Source organism: Methylocystis sp. WRRC1, from assembly GCF_020733155.1.
GTDB lineage: Bacteria > Pseudomonadota > Alphaproteobacteria > Rhizobiales > Beijerinckiaceae > Methylocystis.
This window is the reverse complement of the sequence record NZ_JAJFZJ010000001.1, coordinates 1,206,211-1,227,678: the sequence shown is the minus strand read 5'-3', so window position 1 is coordinate 1,227,678 and position 21,468 is coordinate 1,206,211. Positions and strand designations below refer to the sequence as shown.

Sequence of the window (21,468 nt, the reverse complement as noted above, 5' to 3'; positions counted from 1 at the left end):
AGCTCCGGATCGAGTCACCGCATTTTTCGGCGTCACCCCCGCATCGCCTTGACCATCTCCAGCACGGCGGGCAGACGGTCCCAAAGCCAGTAGGCGCCCGCGAGGCCGATCAGGAGCGAGACACCATAGACGAGCTTGTCGTGGCGTTTTCCGTCCGTGTGGCGGTCGATGTAGAGCAATATCGGAAGCACGACCATCACGATCGCGATCTGTCCCGCTTCGACGCCGATGTTGAAGGCGGCCAGCGCCGGCACGACGGCGCCCTGCGGCACGCCCATTTCGGTCAGCGCCGAGGCGAAGCCGAAACCATGGATGAAGCCGAAGAGGAAAGTGTTGCGCCAGCGGCTGTCGACGTCCTTCGACCAGAAATTCTCGGCCGCGACGAAAATGATCGAGGCGGCGATCAGCGCCTCGGTCAGCGCGGAGGGCAGGGTGAAGATGTTGAGCGCCGCAAGGGACAGCGTGATCGAATGCGAGACGGTGAAGGCGGTGACGATCTTCACCACCGGCATGATCCGATGCGCCCAGAGGATCAGGGCGAAGAGGAAGCAGAGGTGGTCGTATCCGGTGACGATATGTTCGACGCCAGCCTTGAAGAACTTCCACATCAGCTGGCCGGTCGTCTCCATCGGCCTGGAGAGATCGAGCGCCGGGTCTGTCGGATAGAGCATGGTCTCTCCGGCGTTCTCTGCTCCCGTGAGAGTGACGAGATGCTTGCCCTTGGGGCCCTGCGCCTGCAGCAGCCGGGTCGCGTCATAGAAAACCGTGCCGGTCGTTCCCTCGCAGTCGAAACGCATAACGACGAGCGCGCTGTCCTGGTTCGTGGGGTCTTCACCCGACTTTTCGACCTTGCCGACGCAAGCGCGGCCCGACTTGTCGCGCATGGCGACGCGCTTGGCGACGAATTTGCCGATTTCCGCTTCCAGGACGCCGGGCGGCGAGAGGTCGACATCCGAGCGTTCAGCCATGGTTTCCTGAAACATGCGTTCGAGGTCCGTGGCGAGGAAGCCGACGTCTACGACATAGACCCGGTTGGCCTGCGGCGCGATCTTGCCGGTCGAAATGTCCGGCGTATGCGCGAGCGCGGGCGCGGCGAGGCCGACGCAAAACAAGATTAAGGCGGCCAGTCTCGTCCACATCCCGGTCATTACGCGCTCCCCATGATTTTTGTTGGCGCGCACCATGCCAAAGGAGCCCGCAGCCGACAAGACCGGGAGCCTGCGTCGTTGCGGCGGCTGCGCGACGCCGTTAAAGAGAGAGGGGATGCGGCCAGCGACGGCCCGGCGGAGAGTTGCGATGCAGCGCGTGACGGTGACGATCGACGACGATCTGATGAGCGCCCTCGACGATTATATGGAAGCGGGCGGTCATCAGAACCGGTCCGAGGCGGTGCGGGACCTCGTGCGCGCCGGTTTGCTGAAGCAGCCCAAGGCCGACGACGCGGCGCGCCACTGCGTCGCGGCGCTCGTCTATGTCTATGACCACGAGACGCGCCAGCTCGCCAAGCGGCTGACGCACGACCACCACAGCCACACCGACATGTCGATCGCCACGCTCCATGTGCACATGGACGCGGCGACCTGCCTCGAGGTGTCTCTGCTCAAGGGCCAGAAGTCGGAAGTGGAGCATTTCGCCGGCCACATCATCGGCGAGCGCGGCGTGCGCTATGGCCAGCTCGTGGTTGTTCCCGCAGAGGCCGAGCGCTCCGATGACGTGGACGCGCAAGCCCATCGGGGTCACGCTCACGCCCATTATTCCGGGTGATCGGTTCTTGAGCTTTTAACGACCGGGGCCGCCCTTCTGCACGGCGCCCGTTCTGGAAATCACGGCGCTTGCGCCTGCCAGGCTGGCGTAATGAGCCGCCTCATCGACCGACGGGAGCAGACGGCTTTCCGCTGAAACTGGAGCGGCCGGTCGCCAGGCTCGCGGTTATGTCGGAGGCTTTATCGATGTTGTCGGAATGACGGGAGGTGGTCGCCCGCCGCTAACATTGCCCCCGAAGGGATGCTAGAACGGCGGTCCAAGACCGCAGGACGACCATGCGCTTCTCTCCCTCCTTCCTCGACGAAATCCGGGCCCGCGTGCCCGTTTCCGAGGTGGTGCGCCGAAAGGTGAAGCTCACCCGGCAGGGCAGGGAGTGGCGCGGGCTCTCACCCTTCAACGCCGAGAAGACGCCCTCTTTCTACGTCAACGACCAGAAGGGCTTCTTCCACGATTTCTCCTCCGGCAAGCATGGCGACGGCTTTACCTTTCTGATGGAGACGGAAGGGCTTTCCTTCCCCGAGGCCGTCGAGCGCCTTGCCGGTCTCGCCGGCCTGCCCATGCCGGTTGAAACACCGGAGCAGCGCGAGCAGGACGAGCGCCGCGCCACGCTCGGCGACGCGCTGGAATGGGCGGCCGGGTTTTTCGAGAAGCAGCTCGCCGGCCCCGCCGGACGTGAGGCGCGCGCCTATCTCGACAGACGGCAGATTTCCGCCCGGTCGCGGGCGCAGTTCCGGCTCGGCTTCGCGCCGGCCGAGCGCCATGCGCTGCGCGACCATCTCGCCGCAAGGGGCGCCACGGTCGAAACCATGATCGAGGCGGGGCTCCTCATTCATGGCGAGGACATCGCCGTTCCCTACGACCGTTTCCGCAACCGCGTGATGTTTCCGATCTGTGACCGCTCGGGGCGGGTCATCGCCTTTGGCGGGCGGGCCATGGAGGCTGACGCTCAGGCGAAATATCTCAACTCCCCCGAAACGCCGCTCTTTCACAAGGGCGCGACGCTCTACAATCTTCACAACGCCCGCAAGGCGGCGCATGAGTCTGGAGCCGTCGTCGCGGTCGAGGGTTATATCGACGTCATCGCACTGACGGCCGCGGGCTTCCCCCACGTCGTCGCCCCGCTCGGCACGGCGCTGACCCCCGAGCAATGCGGGCTGCTGTGGCGCATGGCGGAGGAGCCGATTCTCTGCTTCGACGGCGACAAGGCGGGGTTGAAGGCGGCTTTCCGCGCCGTAGACACGGCCCTGCCCCTGGTCGGCCCCGGCCGCACGCTCCGCTTCGTCCTGCTGCCCGACGGACAGGACCCTGACGAGCTTTTGCGGGCCGGCGGGCCGAGCGCGGTGGCGCAGGCTCTCGGCCAGCCCTTGCCGCTCGTCGATCTCCTGTGGATGCGGGAAACCGAGGGCGTCGCGCTCGACACCCCGGAACGGCGCGCAGGGCTCGAGCGGCGCCTGCGCGAGGTCGCCGGCCAGATCACGGATGAGACGCTTCGCCGCCACTACCAGCAGGAGCTGAGCGAGCGGCTGGACCGACTTTTTGGCCGGGGCGCGGCCCGCTTCACGGGACGCCGCCCGGACGCTTCGCCCCGCGATTTTTCCGCCCGCCGTCGCCAATGGGGCGGGCGGGGAGAGCCCGCCGGCGCCTCGGTGCGGATTGGCCAGTCGCTGGCCAATTCGCCGCTGTTTCGCGGCGTCAAGGCGACGATCACCCCTCGTGAGGGCCTGATTTTACTGATACTTATGAACCATCCCGAGGTGCTGGCGGCGCAGGTCGACGACATCGCCGCGCTCGATTTCGCCTCGCCCGAGGCGGCGGCCATGCGGGACGCTCTGGTGCATTGGGCGGAGGCGGGCGGCGGGGACAGGCTCGAGCTCAGGCGGTCGTTGGAGGAGAGCGGCTTCGCCAATCTGGCCGCCCGCATCGCGGGAATGGTCGCCCATGCGACGATCTGGAGCGTCCGTCCCGACGCCGCCCCCGCGGACGCCGCAGAGAGCCTGCGTCAGGCTTTAGTCTTGCATCGCCGCTCCTGCGCGTTAAATAAGGAGCTGCGCGCGGTGGAAGCCCGGCTCGCAGAGAATCCAAACGATCAAGATTCCGCGCGGCTGAGGGATATTCAAACCCAATTGACCGCGCTAGATGGCGCAGAGGCTGCGTTGGAAGGGTTCGGGACCCTTTCCGGACGCAACTCTCGCACGTTATAATCTTTAGTCTTGCCGTGCGATCTCGGTTTGGTTAGCGGGACGTTAAGGTCGCGCGGGGATGTTGGGGCGAATCGGGAGCGGGACGCTACGCGTCGGTCCTGACGCTGATGCACGGGGCCGGAGGCGGCGGTCCCGGTTAGAAAATTCGGAATATGCGAGCCCTGGCCGGCATTCGGAAGCCGGACGGTCAGGGACCCGTGTGGAGCTGTTCATGGCGAAGAAAGACGAAGAAAAGGTCGAAAACGAGGCTGGGGCGGCGGTGGACACCGCCGACGGGCCGCTTCTCGATCTCAATGACGCCGCCGTAAAGCGGATGATCAAGCTCGCGAAAAAACGCGGCTTCGTCACTTATGCGGAACTGAACGCGGTCCTGCCCTCCGAGGAAGTGTCCTCGGATCAGATCGAAGACGTATACGCCATGCTCTCCGAGATGGGCATCACCGTATCCGAGGGCGACGATCCAGATGACGTTGAGGCCGAGGAGCAGGCCGAGGAGGAAGAGGGGGAGGGCGGCGATCTCGTCGAAAGCCCGCGCTCGACCGCCGTCGCGACGCGCACGTCCGAGCCCGCCGACCGCACCGACGACCCCGTGCGCATGTATCTGCGCGAGATGGGTTCGGTGGAGCTTCTCTCGCGCGAGGGCGAAATCGCCATCGCCAAGCGCATCGAGGCAGGGCGCGAGGCGATGATCGCGGGGCTTTGCGAGAGCCCGCTGACCTTCCAGGCCATCATCATCTGGCGCGAGGAGCTCGAGGCCGGCAAGGTCCTGCTGCGCGACATCATCGATCTCGAGGCGACCTACGCGGGGCCGGACGGCAAGGCCGCCGGCAAGACGTCGGGAGAGACGGAGGGCGAGATGGCGCCCGCCACCGCGCCGCGCACGCCGCCCGCCGGCCTCTCCGAAGAGGCCGCGCCGCCAGAGGAAGCCTTCGAGGAAGAGGAGGACATGGAGAATTCGGTGTCGCTCTCCGCCATGGAGGCCGAGCTGAAGCCGAAGGTTCTCGAAACCTTCGCGCGCGTCGCGGACGCCTACAAGAAACTGCGCCGTCTGCAGGATCAGAACGTCGAGAACAAGCTCAAGAACGAGACGCTGACGCCGGCGCAGGAACGCAAATACAAGACGATCAAGAAAGAGATCGTCACCGATGTGAAGTCGCTGTCGCTGAACCAGAATCGCATCGAGGCGCTGGTCGAGCAGCTTTACGACATCAACAAGCGTCTCATCGGCTATGAAACCAAGCTTCTGCGTCTCGCCGACAGCCATGGCGTCGCGCGCGAGGATTTCATCGACAAGTTCCACGGCTCGGAGCTCGACCCGAAATGGGTGATGCGCGTGGCGCAGCTTCGCTCCAGGGGCTGGAAGGAATTCGTCGCGGAAGAGAAGGACCGCATCAAGGATCTGCGCGCGGAAATTCATGCGCTGGCGACCGAGACGGGACTCGAGATCTCCGAGTTCCGCAAGATCGTGCATATGGTGCAGAAGGGCGAGCGCGAAGCCCGTCAGGCGAAGAAGGAAATGGTCGAGGCGAATCTGCGTCTCGTCATCTCCATCGCCAAGAAATACACCAATCGCGGCCTGCAGTTCCTCGATCTCATTCAGGAAGGCAACATCGGCCTGATGAAGGCGGTCGACAAGTTTGAATACCGCCGCGGCTACAAGTTCTCGACCTATGCGACCTGGTGGATTCGCCAAGCCATCACGCGGTCGATCGCCGATCAGGCGCGCACGATCCGCATTCCGGTGCACATGATCGAGACGATCAACAAGATCGTGCGCACCTCGCGCCAGATGCTGCATGAGATCGGCCGCGAGCCGACGCCGGAGGAGCTATCGGAAAAGCTCGCCATGCCGCTCGAGAAGGTGCGCAAGGTGCTGAAGATCGCCAAGGAGCCGATCTCGCTCGAAACGCCGATCGGCGACGAGGAGGATTCGCATCTCGGCGATTTCATCGAGGACAAGAACGCGGTGCTGCCGATCGAGGCGGCGATCCAGTCGAATCTGCGCGAGACGACGACGCGCGTGCTGGCCTCGCTCACGCCGCGCGAGGAACGCGTGCTGCGCATGCGCTTCGGCATCGGCATGAACACCGACCACACGCTGGAGGAGGTCGGCCAGCAGTTTTCGGTGACGCGTGAACGCATCCGCCAGATCGAGGCGAAGGCGCTGCGCAAGCTAAAGCACCCGTCGCGGAGCCGGAAGCTGCGGAGCTTCCTGGATAACTGATAAGGATTTGGCTGACGCCCCTCGTGCATCGAGACGCCTGCTTCGCAGGCTCCTCAGCATGAGGGGCTTCTGAAAGACTTGCATAGGCCTCATCCTGAGGAGAGAGCGAAGCTCGCGTCTCGAAGGACGAGGCCGCCTCAATAGTTTGTGAGGGTCTAAGGGACGTTCACGACTCCCTTTTTGTTTCGGCGTCCATGCGCGAATTTTCCTTCGTATCGCGCATCGTCGCATAAACAACCAGCGACACGAAGATTGCAGCGCTCGCATACCAGTAAAACCAGCTCTCGCGCCCCTGCGCCTTGAACCACAGCGCCAAATATTCCGCGGAGCCGCCGAAGACCGACACCGTCGCCGCGTAGGGCAGGGCGACGCCGGTGACGCGGATGGCGGCGGGGAACAGCTCCGCCTTCACGACGGCGTTGATCGACGTATAGAGCGCGACGATCAGCCATGCGCAGCAGATCAGCGCGAAGGCGCTCCATGCGTCGCGCACATTTGATATCGCCGTCAGCAGTGGAACGGTGAAGAGAGTTCCAAGTGCGCCGAACGCGATCAGCATCGGCCGCCGCCCGACGCGGTCCGACATTGCGCCATACACGGGTTGCAGCATCAGCGCGAAGAGAAGCGAGCCGGCGGAAATCCATGTCGTCTCCGTGGCGCTCAGTCCCGCCGAGAGCTTCAGGAATTTCTGCATGTAAGTCGTGTAGACATAAAAGGCGATGGTGCCGCCAAGCGTAAGACCCACGACCGTCATGGTCTCGCGCTTGTGCGCAAGCAGGGCGCGTAGCGAGCTGACCGAAGGGTCCCCGCGCGACGCCTCGAAGGCGGGGGTTTCGGCGAGATCGCGGCGCATCAGGAGCGCGACGATCGCAAGAAGAGCGCCGATCGCAAAGGGAATGCGCCAGCCCCAGTCGCGCAGCGCCGCATCGTCGAGCGCGAAATTCTGCAGGATCAGCAGCACGAGGAGCGCGAGCAACTGCCCGGCGATCATCGTCACATATTGGAAGCTCGAGTAGAAGCCGCGTCGCTCGGGCGTCGCCGTCTCGGCGAGATAGGTCGCGCTCGATCCATATTCGCCTCCGAGGCTCGCCCCCTGCAGCAGTCTTGCAAAGAGCAACAGCGTCGGAGCCGCGGCCCCTATCGACGCATATGTCGGAACAAGCGCGATGATGAGCGAACCCGCGCACATCAGGAGCACGGAAAGCATCAGCGCCGCGCGCCGGCCCCGATTGTCGCCGATGCGGCCGAAAATACAGGCGCCGATGGGGCGCATGAAAAAACCGAGCGCAAAGACGCCGGAAGCCGAGAGCATTTGCGCGACCGGATCGTCCCCGGGAAAGAAGGCGTCCGCGAAATAAAGCGAGAAGGCGGAGTAAACGTAGAAATCGTACCATTCGACGAGATTGCCGATGGAGCCGGCCAGGATCGCGCGCAAACGCGCCGACACGGCTGCGGCGTTCGCGTCCTGCCTGTCGGGTCCGCGCTCAGACAAAACCGCTCGCAATATTGACAGCCAGCGCCAAAATCGTCGTGTTGTAGAAGAAAGCCAGCACGCCGTGCAGGAGCGCGATCATGCGCATGGTTGGCGAAGAGGTCGCTACGTCACCCGTCTGGCAGGCGACGCCGATCACATATGAAAAATACAGGAAATCCAGATAGAGCGGCGCATTCTCGCCGGGGAAAATCAGCCCGCCGCGTTCCTTGCGTTTCCTTTCCGGCGAGGCGGCCTGCTCGAAGTAATATTCATGCGCATAGTGGAATGCGAAAATGAGATGCATGAAGAGCCATGAGTTCACGACGGTGATGACGGCCAGCAGGATATGCGGCGCCTTCTCGATGGCCGGGGACGATTTCACCAGACCGAGCTCTTCGATGATCGCGCCGATCGCCACGCAGGCGGCGGCTGTCGCTAGAAAGAGGACGGCGCCGCGTCCTTCGTCGGCGAGCTGCGCGCGATCGCGAATGGCTTCACGCGTCGCGCCGGCGACGATCCGGGCGGCGGCGGCGAGATAGAGAATTACGGCGACATTCCAGCCTACGAGGCTTCGCGTCACCGTGCTCAATTCGATCGGAGGATGGCTGAGCCACATCGGCGGCTCGAGGATCATTTCCGGCAACGTCATGCCAACCACGGCGCCGATTGCGGCGCAAACAATCAGACGGAAATGCGCGCGCGCGCCCTGGAGCGGCGACGGCAGGCGAAACGGGATTCTGACGGTCGCCGGGTCGCGCCCCTCCGACATGTCACTACCCTCAATTGCGTCGCGCGGCGACGAAACGCGCGGCCTCGGCGAGAATTTCCGTCGCGTCGCCAAGCCCCAGCTCGGCAAGCGCGGTGGTCGCCTCGTTGACGAGCTGGTCGCATCGCGTCCGCGCCGCGTCGAGTCCGAGCAGGCTGACCAGCGTCGCCTTGCCGCGTTCAGCGTCCTTGCCCGCGCGCTTGCCGAGCGCGGCGGTGTCGCCTTCCGCGTCGAGAATGTCATCCGCGATCTGGAAGGCGGCGCCGAGCGCCTCTCCGTAACGGCGAAGCGCCTTCTTCTGCGCGGGCGCCGCGCCGCCGAGGATGCCGCCGGCGTCGACGGCGAAGCGCAGCAGCGCGCCGGTCTTCATCGCCTGCATCTGCATGGTTTCAGCCTGCGACAGCGGCGTCGCAGCGGTTTCCGCCGCAAGGTCGAGCGCCTGTCCTCCCACCATGCCGCCGAGACCCGCTGCGCGGGCGAGCGCGAGAACGAGGGAAACGCGCAGCGAGGCGTCAGGATGCGTCGCCGGGTCGGCCACCACGTCGAAGGCGTAGGTCAGAAGGCCGTCGCCGGCGAGAATGGCGGTCGCTTCGTCGAAGGCCTTGTGCGCGGTCGGGCGGCCGCGGCGCAAATCGTCGTCGTCCATCGCTGGGAGGTCGTCGTGCGCCAGCGAATAGCAGTGGATCATTTCCAGCGCGCAGGCCGTGCGAAGCGCGCTCGCGCCCTCGACGCCGAAGAGCCGCGCGCTCTCGATCACCAGAAACGGCCGAAGCCTTTTGCCGCCGCCCAGCGAAACGTAGCGCATGGCCTCGAGCAGCCGCGCGGGACGCGTGATTTCATCTGCGAGCGGCGCGGGCGCGAGCAGCGAGTCCAGCGCTGCTTCGGTCGCTTCTGCGGCCTGGTCGAGACGGCGGCGAAATTCCTCGGCGCGGGCGGCGGCGTCCATCGGCGATCATGTCCTTCATATGTGGTCGCGCGTCCATGCTGCGATGGGGAGGCGCTTGCTCTGGCTGCTTTGCTGCTAGCAAATTTGCCGCGAAAGCCCAAGACTCGGAGCTGGGGAACTTCCCCAGCGTCGCCGTGATGGCGGCCAAGATGCGGCATTTTCGCGGCTTTCATTTCCATGCAAACTTCGACGGTGTTGCATATTTGCGACAGCTATCGCCGTTCGCATTTCCTAATCTTCGCGCGGCGCCTGAATCGATGAACGGCTGGCGGCAGGTTTTCCGTCTGCTGGAGCGTCTTGGCGTTTACATAGGCTGCGCGGCGGATTCCGGGTGTTGCGTCACGAGACGTTGCGGAGTCGCTCTGTGGAACGAGAGTTCGAGCGTCATCCCTAAAAGGAGAATACGCATGAAGAAGATTTTGCTGCTGACGACGGTTCTCGCGACCGCCGCGCCGTTGATGGCGTGCAACTCTCCCGGCGAGCGGGCCGCGGGCGGCGCGGTCATCGGCGGTCTTGGCGGCGCGGGCATTGGCGCGCTGGCGTCCGGCGGACGCGCGGGCGGCACGCTGGCCGGCGCTGCGATTGGCGCCGCCGGCGGCGCCCTGGTCGGCGCGGCGACCGCTCCGCCGCAGCGCTGCGCGCGCTGGGGATGGGACTATTACGGCCAGCGCGTCTGCGTGGCGTATTACAATTACTGAGCGCGACTGACGCATCGAGCATAGACCGCGGACGGCTTTCGTCTGCGGTCTTCAAGTGTAGACAGCTAGCCGCGGGGCCACAGAAATCCCGACAGGCCGGGAATCGGGTCGGTCATCACCCGCAGCTTTTCGCGGCCGATGACCAGTTCGGCGCCGCCGAAGATTTCGTGCGCGAGCCGTTTCAGCTGGTCGGCCGAAAGCCCAAGACTGGTGAGGCTGGACGTCAGCGCAAGCATGTCGCCCTTTGCGCCGCCCATCATGCCGCTGACCCCGGTGAGCACGCCGCTGAGCAGGCTGCGGCGGCGGGGGGCCTTTGCAGCGTCGGCGACGGCTTCCCGCGCGCCGGGAATCTTGTCGATCAACTCGTCCGCCGGCCCATCCGGATTCTGCTTCAGCAGAAAGCCGAAGACATGGCCGATCGCGAGACGCGCAACGGCGGGTTCGATCCCAACGGAAGCGGCGATATGCCCAACCCATTGATCCATCGCACGACCTTTCCTCGTAGGCATTCAAAAGGCGGCAGGCTTGCTACCGGCGCCGAAACAATGGCTGCGGGCATAATCAATCCAGCGGAAAGCCGCAACCTTGGCTTGGCCGGCCGAGCTTGCCCTTCGCCGACCGCAAGGCGTATTTCGCGACGGGCTCAGGGGCCTTGTTCGAGCAATTCCGTGATCGACCCGTTCGTGTGACGGCGCCGGATCGCCTCGGCGAAGAGTTTCGCCGCGCCGACAATGATCAGGCGATCCTTCAACGCCACCACGGTCTTGTCGGTCGCAGCCAACGGAACCGTGTCCGTTATCGCCAGCCTGTCGATCGGCGCGTCACGAAGTATATCCGGCGCAGCGCTTGCAAACACGCCGTGCGTCGCCACCGCCCAGACCTGCGTCGCGCCATGTGCGCGACAGGCCGTCGCCGTGCGCGCCATCGTGCCGCCGCCGGCGATGAGATCATCGAGAATGATGGCGATGCGATTATTGACGTCGCCCGCAAAAATTTCCCCGACGACACGGCCCTCGCTGCGATATTTGTCCATGAAGGCCTTGGCGACGGGCCGATTCAACATGCGCTCCAAACGCTGGCGAAAAAGCTCTGCACGCTTTTCACCGCCAAGATCGGGCGAGACCACGGCGACCGGCGCGTCGCCGATTTCCGTGATCAATTGTTGCGCAAAAATCGCCTGCGCGTCGAGGTGGATGGTTTCACAACGAAAGGCGTTCTGGAACGCGGCGATATTATGGACATCGACGCAAATGACGCAATCCGTCGCCACCGATTCAAAAAGCTGCGCAACGTAACGCGTAGTGACGGGATCGCGCGGCTTGGTGCGGCGATCCTTGCGCGCGAAGCAGAGATAAGGCGTCACCGCCGTTACGCGCGTCGCGCCCGCGTCCTTCAGGGCGCCGATGAAGAACAGCATTTTGCAAAGCTTGTCCGCGCTGCTTGCGAAAGCGTCGCCATGCAGGCTCGAAACGACGTAAACATCGCGTCCGCGCACGCTCTCCAGCGGCCGAACTTTATATTCGCGGTCTTCAAAAGCGCGATCTTCGAGTTGCGAAAGCGAAACCCCGAGGGTCCGGGCAATCTCTTCGCCAAAATGCACAGCCGAGTCGAGCGCAAATAGCGCAAACGCGCCGTCTGCGCGTTCCAGCAACGGCCAGGCGGGCGCGCTGACATCCAGCGCTTTGATGGCGACAGCCGCAAGCACAGAGTCGATCGTTTGTCCGTTTTGCGAGAGGGGGGCAGCGAGGACTTCGACGATCGCGCGGTCGCGTCCATGTGAAACGGAAGTGAATTGCGCCAGCACCGGCTGGCTTGCGCGCCGCACCTCCTCGAACAAGCGACGCAAACGAACAGCGCCACGCCTGTCTTCAGCCTCGTTCAGACGGTCGCCCTTGCGGCAGGCGCCTAGCAGACGCTGCGCGGCGATCTCTCCATCGATGAGCGCAAGGTCTGCGTCGTCGAAACGATGAACGAATATCGATTGCGCGGCTTCCTGTTCCTGTGAAGAGAAGCGGATGGTCTCGCGGCGTGGCGCAATGACGCCGGCGCGCGCCGCTTCCCAGCGTTCCAGCACGACGCCGAGCGCCGCCGTCGGTCGCGGCGCGAAATCCAGACGTTCAAAAAGCCGTTTGAGCGGCGGGTCAGTCAGCGCCATGGTTGTCATCGAAAGCCTCTATGCACATCACTCCGAATTACAATCGCCCCATCGACATGCTGTTCGTGACATTTGCTCATCCGAGAGCGAACGCGTGTTTCTACTGGTGATCCCTTGCGCCTGTTGTTTCGCAGTTCCGAATTTCGTCACGCGCTATTCGGGCTCCCCTTCGCGCAAATGATATTTCATCATGTCGACGATGGCCGTCCCATGCTCGCTTCTGCTTGCGATTATTTCGCCGAGCCGCTGACTCGAAATCAGCGTTTCGTCTTCGTCCGGCTCTTCAATATAGGCCATGGCCCATGCCGCGAATTCGCGTTCTTCGACCCAGCCTTCCTCTACGACGGCGACTTCGGTGTGGCGAGGATCATTGGCAATTTTCTGGAAGAGATCAGCAACCGCAGCTCTGCTTCCCTCCAAAATTTGCGCAAAGTGGCGGTCATTGAACGTTAGCGCGCCGGTAATTCCGGCGGCGCGGTTGTTTCGGCGCGAGACCGCAAGAATATCGCGGATCGCATCCGTCCAGCACGACTGGCCAGCCACGAGAGCGCTCCGGCTGAAATAGACGATCCGATAAATCTCGAAACTTTTGAGGAGCGGTTTGCTGTCGGGCGCATGGATCGAAGCCGGCGCGGCTTTCGCCGGGATCACAAGGGATTGCGCTCCTTGTTCAGCTTTTGCGCCGTCTGTCATGACTCCGCCCTTGACTATCGAGCCGCGAAATAGTTCCAGGAATGCATTCCAGCGCGCAGATCGCTCGAGCATTCTTAAGTTCAACGCAAATCAACGCCCACAAAACGATAGTTCGATCATTCGCCGCGCACAATGGACAATGCCGGTCTGGTGCATGGGTGCGCCCCCTCAAGGACGCGTCCGCAACATCGCATACGCGCTCCCGGGGTCACTCTCTCCCGGCGCCATCGCGACCGAAGGCGGGACCATGGATGTGCTCCAGGAACCAAACGGCCGCGCGTTCGACAACGTGCTCCAGCGTTCCCGGTTCCTCGAACAAATGAGTGGCGCCGGGTACGATCTCCAATTGCGCGACGCAATTCAGCTTTCCCAACGCCTCCTTGTTGAGCTCGATTACTTCGTGGTCGAGACCGCCGACGATCAACAATGTCGGGGCCTGCACTTGGCCAAGCGCCGTTCCTGCGAGGTCCGGACGTCCACCACGGGAAACGACAGCCGATATGCGCGGGGCCGCCTGCGCGGCGGCGACCAGCGCTGCGGCGGCGCCGGTGCTCGCGCCGAAAAGCCCCACTGGCGCGCCACTAACAATCGGATTCGCCAAAGCCCAGCTTACGGCCTCCGCGACGCGGGCGCCGAGCAGAGGAATATCGAAGACGTTGCGCCGATCGCGCGCCTCGTCCGAGGTGAGCAGATCGAAAAGCAGGCAAGCGAAGCCGCATTTGACCAGTTGCTTGGCGACGAAAATGTTCCGCGGGCTGAAGCGTGACGATCCGCTTCCATGCGCGAAAATGACAATTCCGATTGGATCGGAAGGCAAATACAGCGACCCCTCCAGCTCATGCTGGCCTACTGCGACACTGATTACCTTGAAATCTTTCGTGGTCATGCGAATCTCGAAAACATCATCGGTTTTTTCCAACAGGCGCGTTTCATCTGGATTACGTGAGAAGCATCGCCGCGCCGTTCAAGCTGAGCGGTTGGTATCGCGCTATATTTTTCATGACATCCGGCGAATGAGGGAGCGTTGAGCATGCAAACACAGCCGAAGATCGATTTTCAGGGTTTGGAAGCGTCAGCTGAGCGACGCGAAAAAATCATCCACCAGATCGAACGGCTCGAAGAGCGATATGGTCGCTCAACCTCCTGTCGGGTTGTCGTGAAAGGACCGGGCGGCCACCATCAGACCGGCGGCCTCTACGAAATAAACGTCCATCTGTCGCTGCCCGACAATCGGGAAGTCGCGATCGAGCGCACGCCTCATCTCGACGAAAGGTTCCAGGATTTCGACTTCGCGCTCAACGATGCGTTCAAGCGCGCGCGGCGTCAGCTCCAGGACCAGGTGGGCTTGATGCGGGGCAAAGTGAAGCAGCATGAGGAGGCGCCGTCCGCCGTGATCAAGAAGATCATGACGGCCGACGGCTATGGATTTCTGGAGAGCGCGGACGGTCGCGAAATCTATTTCCATCGAAACAGCGTGCAGGATGCCGATTTCGATGATCTGAAGCCCGGCATGCGCGTCAGCTTCAAGGAGGAGGAGGGCAAGGACGGTCCTCAAGCGAGCCGCCTTTCGCCGATCGGTCGTGAAATCTAATGAGCGAGGCCGTCGGCGCCGACGCCGCGTCGGGGTCATTGCCGCGGTGGGAGCACTTCCCTCATGACGCCGACATCGGTGTGCGCGGCTTTGGCGGTACTATTGGCGACGCGTGTGAACAGGCCGCGCTGGCGATGATTGCCGCGATCTGTGATCCCGCAGATGTCCGGCTCAAACGCAGCGTCGAGATCCGCGTGCAGGCGCCCAATCTGGATTTCCTGCTCGTCGACTGGCTCAACGCGATCGTCTACGAAATGGCGGAACGTCGGATGATCTTCGGCGCCTTTGCCGTCGTCATCGATAGAAATGCGCAAGGCTACCACCTGAAAGGACGCGCTTTGGGCGAAACAGTATCCCGGGAACGCCATTCTCCTGCTGTCGAGGTGAAAGGCGCCACTTTTACTGAACTAGCATTTGTAGAAGATCGACCGCGACTGTGGCGCGCGCAATGCGTGATCGACGTGTAGCGCGAACGGACTGATCGCGAAGGGGAGCGCGCGATGGATCTTTCACGTTTCGAGAAGCTTGGCGACACGGCGTGGAAAGTGTCGCCTTTCGGAGCGATGCGCGTGCCCGCCATTATCTATGCGAGCGAAGAGCTCATCGCGGAAATGGACGATAAGGTCTATGACCAGGTCACGAATGTTTCGAAGCTCCCGGGAATTGTGCGGGCATCCTACGCCATGCCGGACGCCCATTGGGGATATGGGTTCCCAATAGGCGGCGTCGCGGCGTTCGATGCCGACCAAGGCGGCGTGATCTCGGCTGGCGGCGTCGGCTTCGATGTTTCCTGTGGCGTTCGCACGCATCTCACCCATCTGACGCGCGAACAAGTAATTGCCGTTCAGCAGGATCTGGCCGACGCGCTTTTCGAACATGTGCCCGCCGGCGTGGGTTCCGAAGGCGAGATCGGACTCGATGTCGCGGAAATGAACGCAATGCTGCTCGGCGGCGCGCAATGGGCTGTCGCACGAGGGCTGGGGCGAGCTGACGACCTTGATCGCATAGAGGAATCTGGCTGCTCAGCAGGAGCGGCGCCAGATGCCGTATCCGAACACGCCAAGAAGCGACAGCGACACGAAATGGGCACGCTTGGCTCGGGCAATCATTACCTGGAAGTTCAGGAGGTTGATCAAATTTTCGATCCCGAGATCGCTACCGGTTATGGTCTCGTCAAGGGTGAATGCGTCGTGACGATCCATTGCGGTTCGCGTGGTCTGGGGCATCAGATTGGAACCGAGTTCCTGCGCGAAATGGCGCTCGCGGCGGAAAGCCATGGAATTGTGCTTCCCGACCGGGAACTGGCCTGTGCGCCAATCAAATCCGAACTCGGGCAACGCTATCTTGGAGCGATGCGGTCGGCAATCAACTGCGCGCTCGCCAATCGCGAGATCATCGGACATCTTGCGCGCGAGACATTCGCGAGATTCTTTCCACACTACGAATTGCCGCTGATGTTCGACGTTTCGCACAATACCTGCAAGGTCGAGAACCATATGGTCGACGGTGAGACGCGCAAGCTCTTCGTTCATCGCAAAGGCGCAACACGCGCTTTCGGTCCAGGGCATGCCAGTCTTCCGGAAGCATTGAAGCCATTCGGTCAGCCTGTGCTGATCGGCGGCAGCATGGGCGCCGGGTCCTATGTGCTTGCCGGTGTCGCGACGAGCGAAGAGCAGGCATTTTCGTCAGCCTGCCATGGCGCCGGGCGACGGATGAGCCGTCACGCCGCGACGCGCGCCTGGGGCGGCCGCAAGGTTGTCGACGATCTGCGATCACAGGGCATTATCGTGAAAAGTCCTTCCCTGCGCGGGGTCGCGGAAGAAGCGCCGGGCGCCTACAAGGACGTCCGCGCTGTCGTCGAATCGGCGGAGGTCGCCGGGCTGGCGAAAAAGGTCGCCTTTTTGAAGCCGCTGATCTGTGTGAAGGGTTGAGCCTGCTAGATTTTGCGATGCGAAATGCGGAGAAGGGATAGAACTGCATATGGGGCGCCGGTGATGATCTCAACAGGTATAGGCGCCGCCGTGGATACGGAGTCCAACGCGCCTTCCATCCAAGATAAGCTTCGCTTTCTCCGCGACGTTTCAGCATATGCGTATCATCCCGCGAGCGTCAGCGTTGTCGAAACGCACATGTCTTATGTGTTTCTCGCCGGCGCGAGGGTTTATAAACTCAAGAAGCCCGTGCGGTATCCTTTTCTCGATTTCTCGACGATAAGCGCCCGTGAGCACAATTGTCGCGAAGAAGCGCGGCTCAACGACAGACTTGCTGCGGGCGTTTATCTCGGCGTGGTTCCGCTGACCTTCGATGAAGCGCAGGGACTCGCCATCGGCGGCGACGCACCTCCTGTCGACTGGCTCGTGGTTATGCGCAGGCTGCCGCAAGAATACATGATGGACCGCCTGATCCGCGACGGAAGGCTCACCGAGGCGCAGATCGATGCGATAAGCGAGAAATTGTCCAAATTCTATCGTAGCGTCGAGTCTTCGTCGATAACAGCAAAAGACTATTCAGCACGATTCTTTTCAGAGCAGGAAAAAAATCGCGATATATTGATGCGAAGAAATTTCGCGCTAGACCATGGCCGAATTCCCATCCTCCTCGACCTTCTTGACGCGACCCTGACGACAAACCGATCCCTATTGGAAAGGCGTGTTCACGATGGCGCTGTTATCGAGGGTCATGGCGATCTGCGACCCGAACATATCTGCTTGTGCGAACCAGTTGCGATCTTCGATTGTCTCGAGTTCAACAAAGAGCTGCGACAAGTCGATCCCTTCGATGAATTGGCCTTTCTTGGCGTCGAATGCGCGCAGCTCGGCGCGGGAGAGCTTGGACAGATCCTGATCGATAAATGCGGGCGTCTGCTCGGGGAAAAGCCGCCGCGCCAACTGATCGCGCTTTATTCTGCGTGGCGCGCAATCCTTCGTGCGCGCCTCTCGGTTGCGCATCTTCTCGACCCGACGCCGCGGCAGCCAGAGAAATGGGAGCCGCTCGCAAGCCGCTATATCGACCTAGCGCAGCGTGCGCTGACGTCAGACCTTTGAACTTATAGCTAGCGGGAAGCTGCGATGCCCTTCCATGACCGCACAGAAGCAGGACGCCGTCTCGCGACAAAGCTCGCGAAATTCAAGGGAGACGATGTTGTCATCTTCGCCCTGCCGCGCGGGGGCGTTCCCGTGGCAGCGCCAGTCGCGCAGGCGCTTCATGCGCCGCTCGATCTTGCCCTCGTGCGCAAGATCGGCGTTCCATTCCAGCCGGAGCTCGCAATGGGCGCGGTTGCAGATGGCGGCGAGCCAATAATTGTTCGCAACGAGGACGTCATCGCCATCGCGGGGGTAAGCGACGCTCAGTTCGATGAGGTTCGTCAGCGCGAGATTGGCGAGCTCGACCGTCGCCGGCGTCTCTATCTCGGGGCGCGCGTAAGACCGGAGGTAAACGGTCGAGTGGCGATCGTCATTGACGACGGCGTCGCGACCGGCGCAACTACGCGCGCCGCACTGCGCGCCGTTCGCGCGCGGAACCCAAGAAAACTCGTGCTCGCCGTCCCCGTGGCGCCAACCGATACACTCGACGCGTTGCGATCCGATGCGGATGAAATCATCTGCCTCGAGTCCTATCGGAATTTCGGTGCGATCGGATTTTTTTACACTGATTTTCGTCAGATAAGCGACGAGGAGGTTATCGCCGGTCTCGACAGGTTCGATACCGGCAGCAAGAAGTCTGCCGACGCAGGCGCGCCGTCGCAAACCACATGAAGGGCGCATAAAGGTCATGAGCGACTCCGAGAATAGCGAAAGCCGGGCGCATCCGTCGCCTCAATCGATTGACGCAATCGGAGAAGTCGTGTTGCAGGTCGTGCGCGACCTCGTCTCTGAATTACATCCGACAATGGTGGATGCCCGCCTCGTGCGCTTGGATAGCGATCTTGATCGCGATCTGGCGCTGGACAGTCTCTCTCGTGCAGAACTGCTTTTACGGCTAGACCGAAAATTCAGGGTGCAACTTCCAGAGCAATTGATTGGAGAGGCCGACAGCCCGAACGATCTCGTTCGAGCAATTTTGGCGGCCGGTCCGGCAATGGGGGGAACGCCCCGTATCTCTCGCCTGGATTTGTCGGGCGCCGAAGAAGTCGAAGAGCCAATCGAGGCCGCCACATTGATCGATACTTTGACAACTCATGCACAAAATCACGGCGCGCGTGAACATGTTTTCCTGTGGGGCGGCGCCAGGGGGCCGGAGCGATTGACCTATAGGGATCTGTATCATGAGGCGCTCGCTGCGGCCGGCGGTTTGATCGAGCGAAGGATAAGTCCCGGAGATCGCGTTGCCATCATGTTACCGACCAGTCGCGACTTCTTTGTCGCCTTTTTCGCCGTCCTTTTCGTCGGCGCCATTCCCGTGCCGATCTATCCGCCTTTCCGCCTGTCGCAAATCGAGGATCACCTGCGTCGGCAGGCCGGAATTCTAATCAACGCTGAAAGCGTCGCGCTAATTACAAACGCAGAGATTGGAGTCATCGGGGAATTGTTGTATGGCTTGGTCCGCGCGCTCCAGCATATCGAGACGATCGCGGATCTTTCAAAGGCGCCGCTCCTACAGGCTCCGTTGCCGGCGAAAGCAGAAACACTCGCGCTCATTCAATATACTTCCGGGAGCACGGGTGATCCGAAGGGCGTCGTGCTTTCTCACGGAAATCTCCTTGCCAATATACGCGCCATGGGTTCCGTGCTGAAGGCATCGTCCGCCGACAGAGTCGTGAGCTGGTTGCCGCTCTATCACGACATGGGCCTGATTGGATGTTGGCTTGGCGCGCTTTACTATGGCGCGCCAGTGATGATCATGTCGCCGCTCGCATTTCTCGCAGATCCTGCGAGATGGCTTTGGGCGATTAGTGACCACAAGGCGACGATTTCTGCGGCCCCAAATTTCGCCTTTGAATTCTGTCTCAAATCGATCGAGGAATCGCGGATTGTGGGAATCGATCTCGCCTCGCTGCGCGCGGTCATGAATGGCGCGGAGCCGGTCAGTCCAATCACTATCAATCGTTTCATCGACAAATTCGGCCCCTTTGGTTTTCGTCGGGAGATGATGGCGCCAGTGTACGGTCTGGCGGAGAATTCTGTGGGGCTTGCATTTCCGCCTCTTGGGCGCGGACCGTTGATCGACAGAGTCGATCGACAACTACTCGATCGCGATGGCTTGGCGCGCCCGGCGGCAGTGGATGTCGATGACGTCGCGATGCTCGTCGCCTGCGGACAGCCGCTTCCACATCACGAAATTCGCGTCGTCGACGATGCTGGACGGGAGCTTCCGGAACGGCGCGTGGGTCGGTTGCAATTCAGGGGACCATCAGCAACAAGAGGGTACTTTCAAAATCCGGAAAAGACGCGTGCGCTGTTCGACGGCGACTGGCTGGAGACGGGCGATCGGGGTTACATCGCCGGTGGGGATGTTTTTGTTACAGGAAGAATAAAGGATCTCATTAAACGCGCAGGGCGCAATATCTATCCCCAAGAATTGGAAGAGGCGATCGGCGCGATCGAAGGCGTAAGGCGAGGATGCGTCGCCGTGTTCCCGTCGCTCGATCCCCACGCAGGAACGGAACGATTGATCATTATGGCGGAGACGCGCGTCGCCGATCCGGTCGCGCGCGAGAGTCTACGTAAAACAGTATTCGAGACCTCTCAGACCCTGCTCGACCTGGCGCCCGACGAAATCGTGCTCGCGCCGCCGCATTCCGTGCCAAAGACGTCGAGCGGAAAGCTGAGGCGGTCCGCCGCGCGCGCGATGTTTGAATCTGGCCTGTGGGAACCAGGGCGTTCCAACCCACGTTGGCAACTTATCCGTGTCGCCGCCGCCGGAATTGGCCCCCGTTTACGGCGTGGCGTTTCGAATATTGTCACGATTGCCTACGGAGCCTATGTCTGGAGCGTGCTGATATTGATAGCCTCCTGGGTGTGGCCTTGTGTTGTATTATCACCCGTGCAGTCGTTCCGACACAACGTGCTACACGCAGGCGCGCGGCTGTTCTTCCGCCTGAGTGGAATTAGATTGAACACACAATATGAGTCCGCGTTGGTGCCGAGGAATGCGATTATCGTTGCAAACCATTCGAGTTATTTAGATGCAGCGGTCTTGGCGGCGGTTCTTCCGGGCGAAATTTGCTTTGTAGCGAAAGAGGAACTCGCGCATCAATTTTTCGCCGGCGTCTTTCTCCGTCGTCTCGGTGCGGTATTTGTTCGCCGACTGGACCCCGCAGAGGGCGTGAAGGACGCCAGGGCCGCGCTCGAAGCCGCGCGCGCCGGCGCATGCATCGTATGGTTTCCGGAGGGAACCTTCTCGCGTATGCCGGGCTTGCTGGAATTTCATGTCGGCGCTTTCATCACCGCCTCCGAACTCGGGCTCCCTGTCGTTCCAAGCACGATCCGCGGTACGCGCTCAGTCTTGCGATCCGATTCCTGGCTCCCGCGACGTGGGGAAATTTTTGTTCATATTGGCAGGAAGATCATGCCATCGGGGACTGATTTCGCAGCGGGCTTACATCTTCGTGACCTCGTTCGCGCGGAAATCCTGAATCATTGTGGCGAGCCTGACCTAGCCCATGAACGAGCATTACCGCCGACCTGATATAATGTTGCTTGATGCATCAATGTGATCCGACGTGGATTTGCGGCTGACGGTAGGTCCAAGCTAAGATGAATTGTGAGGATCATTCAGCAAGAGACATTAATCCGTAGCTCCGTTTGCCAATTACGTGAGGCGGATCTGGTGTATGCAATTCCCTACTTGAATGACAACGACTCGAGCTTCTGCGGATGATTATAGTCGACAGAGGATCATTCAAACGGTTGCGCCTAGGAATATTCCGCTAAGGACCGCTTAACCTCCTTCGATTACAGTCTTCGAATATCGGATTGATACGCGGGCGAGATAGCGCGTGATCAAGGGCATGAAGC

18 protein-coding genes are annotated in these 21,468 nt (G+C 61.8%); 10 read left to right on the top strand and 8 right to left on the bottom strand.

Annotated elements, in window-relative coordinates:
- Window positions 1-32: 32 nt before the first annotated feature.
- Window positions 33-1,148 (bottom strand): HupE/UreJ family protein, encoded by a 1,116-nt coding sequence (locus LG047_RS06025; RefSeq protein ID WP_227965935.1) that lies wholly within the window; start codon window positions 1,146-1,148, stop codon window positions 33-35.
- A gap of 148 nt (window positions 1,149-1,296) precedes the next feature.
- Between LG047_RS06025 and nikR the strand changes: the two genes are divergently transcribed.
- The 3 genes from nikR to rpoD all read left to right on the top strand — a co-directional run bounded on the left by nikR (window position 1,297) and on the right by rpoD (window position 6,189).
- Window positions 1,297-1,764 carry a nickel-responsive transcriptional regulator NikR gene (gene nikR / locus LG047_RS06020; protein WP_036285944.1) on the top strand — a complete coding sequence of 156 codons (468 nt, stop codon included), beginning with the start codon at window positions 1,297-1,299 and terminating at the stop codon, window positions 1,762-1,764.
- Between the two features lie 275 nt (window positions 1,765-2,039).
- A complete protein-coding gene (gene dnaG / locus LG047_RS06015) occupies window positions 2,040-3,965 on the top strand; it encodes a DNA primase (RefSeq protein WP_227965934.1) in 1,926 nt (641 codons plus the stop codon).
- 211 nt (window positions 3,966-4,176) lie between these two features.
- Window positions 4,177-6,189, top strand: a complete 2,013-nt coding sequence (rpoD, locus tag LG047_RS06010) for an RNA polymerase sigma factor RpoD (RefSeq protein ID WP_036289071.1) — start codon at window positions 4,177-4,179, stop codon at window positions 6,187-6,189.
- A 166-nt stretch (window positions 6,190-6,355) separates the two neighbouring features.
- On the opposite strand, the gene LG047_RS06005 is transcribed toward rpoD, so the two are convergent.
- The 3 genes from LG047_RS06005 to LG047_RS05995 are packed head-to-tail and all read right to left on the bottom strand — an operon-like array spanning window position 6,356 to window position 9,375.
- Window positions 6,356-7,681 (bottom strand): MFS transporter, encoded by a 1,326-nt coding sequence (locus LG047_RS06005; RefSeq protein WP_227965933.1) that lies wholly within the window; start codon window positions 7,679-7,681, stop codon window positions 6,356-6,358.
- A complete protein-coding gene (locus tag LG047_RS06000; protein WP_227965932.1) occupies window positions 7,674-8,432 on the bottom strand; it encodes a DUF1345 domain-containing protein in 759 nt (252 codons plus the stop codon). The genes LG047_RS06005 and LG047_RS06000 overlap by 8 nt, the downstream gene beginning before the upstream one ends.
- A 10-nt stretch (window positions 8,433-8,442) precedes the next feature.
- The gene (locus tag LG047_RS05995) at window positions 8,443-9,375 is read right to left on the bottom strand and encodes a polyprenyl synthetase family protein (protein ID WP_227965931.1); all 933 of its coding nucleotides are present in this window, start codon (window positions 9,373-9,375) and stop codon (window positions 8,443-8,445) included.
- A 407-nt stretch (window positions 9,376-9,782) separates the two neighbouring features.
- Between LG047_RS05995 and LG047_RS05990 the strand changes: the two genes are divergently transcribed.
- Window positions 9,783-10,073 carry a hypothetical protein gene (locus LG047_RS05990; protein ID WP_036289073.1) on the top strand — a complete coding sequence of 97 codons (291 nt, stop codon included), beginning with the start codon at window positions 9,783-9,785 and terminating at the stop codon, window positions 10,071-10,073.
- A 65-nt stretch (window positions 10,074-10,138) separates the two neighbouring features.
- Here the strand turns inward: LG047_RS05990 and LG047_RS05985 are convergent, their stop codons facing one another.
- The 4 genes from LG047_RS05985 to LG047_RS05970 form a co-directional block, all read right to left on the bottom strand.
- Window positions 10,139-10,558, bottom strand: a complete 420-nt coding sequence (locus LG047_RS05985) for a hypothetical protein (protein WP_036285951.1) — start codon at window positions 10,556-10,558, stop codon at window positions 10,139-10,141.
- 158 nt (window positions 10,559-10,716) lie between these two features.
- A complete protein-coding gene (gene prs, locus LG047_RS05980; protein WP_227965930.1) occupies window positions 10,717-12,228 on the bottom strand; it encodes a ribose-phosphate diphosphokinase in 1,512 nt (503 codons plus the stop codon).
- A gap of 153 nt (window positions 12,229-12,381) precedes the next feature.
- Window positions 12,382-12,879: a BLUF domain-containing protein gene (locus tag LG047_RS05975; RefSeq protein WP_227965929.1), complete on the bottom strand. Its 498-nt coding sequence runs from the start codon at window positions 12,877-12,879 to the stop codon at window positions 12,382-12,384.
- Between the two features lie 250 nt (window positions 12,880-13,129).
- Window positions 13,130-13,807, bottom strand: coding sequence for a dienelactone hydrolase family protein (locus LG047_RS05970; protein WP_227965928.1), 678 nt, complete (start codon window positions 13,805-13,807; stop codon window positions 13,130-13,132).
- 144 nt (window positions 13,808-13,951) lie between these two features.
- Between LG047_RS05970 and LG047_RS05965 the strand changes: the two genes are divergently transcribed.
- The 6 genes from LG047_RS05965 (at window position 13,952) to LG047_RS05940 (ending at window position 21,139) form a co-directional block, all read left to right on the top strand.
- Window positions 13,952-14,512, top strand: a complete 561-nt coding sequence (locus tag LG047_RS05965) for an HPF/RaiA family ribosome-associated protein (protein ID WP_227965927.1) — start codon at window positions 13,952-13,954, stop codon at window positions 14,510-14,512.
- On the top strand, window positions 14,512-14,979 hold the full coding sequence (locus LG047_RS05960) for an archease (RefSeq protein WP_227965926.1): 468 nt from the start codon (window positions 14,512-14,514) through the stop codon (window positions 14,977-14,979). The genes LG047_RS05965 and LG047_RS05960 overlap by 1 nt, the downstream gene beginning before the upstream one ends.
- Window positions 14,980-15,012: 33 nt before the next feature.
- Complete coding sequence (locus tag LG047_RS05955) at window positions 15,013-16,443, top strand: RtcB family protein (protein ID WP_227965925.1); 1,431 nt, start codon at window positions 15,013-15,015, stop codon at window positions 16,441-16,443.
- Between the two features lie 198 nt (window positions 16,444-16,641).
- The gene (locus LG047_RS05950; RefSeq protein WP_227965924.1) at window positions 16,642-17,556 is read left to right on the top strand and encodes a hypothetical protein; all 915 of its coding nucleotides are present in this window, start codon (window positions 16,642-16,644) and stop codon (window positions 17,554-17,556) included.
- Between the two features lie 24 nt (window positions 17,557-17,580).
- The gene (locus tag LG047_RS05945) at window positions 17,581-18,267 is read left to right on the top strand and encodes a phosphoribosyltransferase (RefSeq protein WP_227965923.1); all 687 of its coding nucleotides are present in this window, start codon (window positions 17,581-17,583) and stop codon (window positions 18,265-18,267) included.
- A gap of 16 nt (window positions 18,268-18,283) precedes the next feature.
- Window positions 18,284-21,139, top strand: coding sequence for an AMP-binding protein (locus LG047_RS05940; RefSeq protein WP_227965922.1), 2,856 nt, complete (start codon window positions 18,284-18,286; stop codon window positions 21,137-21,139).
- The last annotated feature ends 329 nt before the right edge of the window (window positions 21,140-21,468 follow it).

Excerpts from the sequence above, each read along its gene's own strand:
- LG047_RS06025 (WP_227965935.1), bottom strand. The coding sequence starts at position 1,148 with ATGACCGGGATGTGGACGAGACTGGCCGCCTTAATCTTGTTTTGCGTC.
- nikR (WP_036285944.1), top strand. The coding sequence starts at position 1,297 with ATGCAGCGCGTGACGGTGACGATCGACGACGATCTGATGAGCGCCCTC.
- dnaG (WP_227965934.1), top strand. The coding sequence starts at position 2,040 with ATGCGCTTCTCTCCCTCCTTCCTCGACGAAATCCGGGCCCGCGTGCCC.
- rpoD (WP_036289071.1), top strand. The coding sequence starts at position 4,177 with ATGGCGAAGAAAGACGAAGAAAAGGTCGAAAACGAGGCTGGGGCGGCG.
- LG047_RS06000 (WP_227965932.1), bottom strand. The coding sequence starts at position 8,432 with ATGTCGGAGGGGCGCGACCCGGCGACCGTCAGAATCCCGTTTCGCCTG.
- LG047_RS05995 (WP_227965931.1), bottom strand. The coding sequence starts at position 9,375 with ATGGACGCCGCCGCCCGCGCCGAGGAATTTCGCCGCCGTCTCGACCAG.
- LG047_RS05990 (WP_036289073.1), top strand. The coding sequence starts at position 9,783 with ATGAAGAAGATTTTGCTGCTGACGACGGTTCTCGCGACCGCCGCGCCG.
- LG047_RS05985 (WP_036285951.1), bottom strand. The coding sequence starts at position 10,558 with ATGGATCAATGGGTTGGGCATATCGCCGCTTCCGTTGGGATCGAACCC.
- prs (WP_227965930.1), bottom strand. The coding sequence starts at position 12,228 with ATGGCGCTGACTGACCCGCCGCTCAAACGGCTTTTTGAACGTCTGGAT.
- LG047_RS05970 (WP_227965928.1), bottom strand. The coding sequence starts at position 13,807 with ATGACCACGAAAGATTTCAAGGTAATCAGTGTCGCAGTAGGCCAGCAT.
- LG047_RS05965 (WP_227965927.1), top strand. The coding sequence starts at position 13,952 with ATGCAAACACAGCCGAAGATCGATTTTCAGGGTTTGGAAGCGTCAGCT.
- LG047_RS05960 (WP_227965926.1), top strand. The coding sequence starts at position 14,512 with ATGAGCGAGGCCGTCGGCGCCGACGCCGCGTCGGGGTCATTGCCGCGG.
- LG047_RS05955 (WP_227965925.1), top strand. The coding sequence starts at position 15,013 with ATGGATCTTTCACGTTTCGAGAAGCTTGGCGACACGGCGTGGAAAGTG.
- LG047_RS05950 (WP_227965924.1), top strand. The coding sequence starts at position 16,642 with ATGTCTTATGTGTTTCTCGCCGGCGCGAGGGTTTATAAACTCAAGAAG.
- LG047_RS05945 (WP_227965923.1), top strand. The coding sequence starts at position 17,581 with ATGCCCTTCCATGACCGCACAGAAGCAGGACGCCGTCTCGCGACAAAG.
- LG047_RS05940 (WP_227965922.1), top strand. The coding sequence starts at position 18,284 with ATGAGCGACTCCGAGAATAGCGAAAGCCGGGCGCATCCGTCGCCTCAA.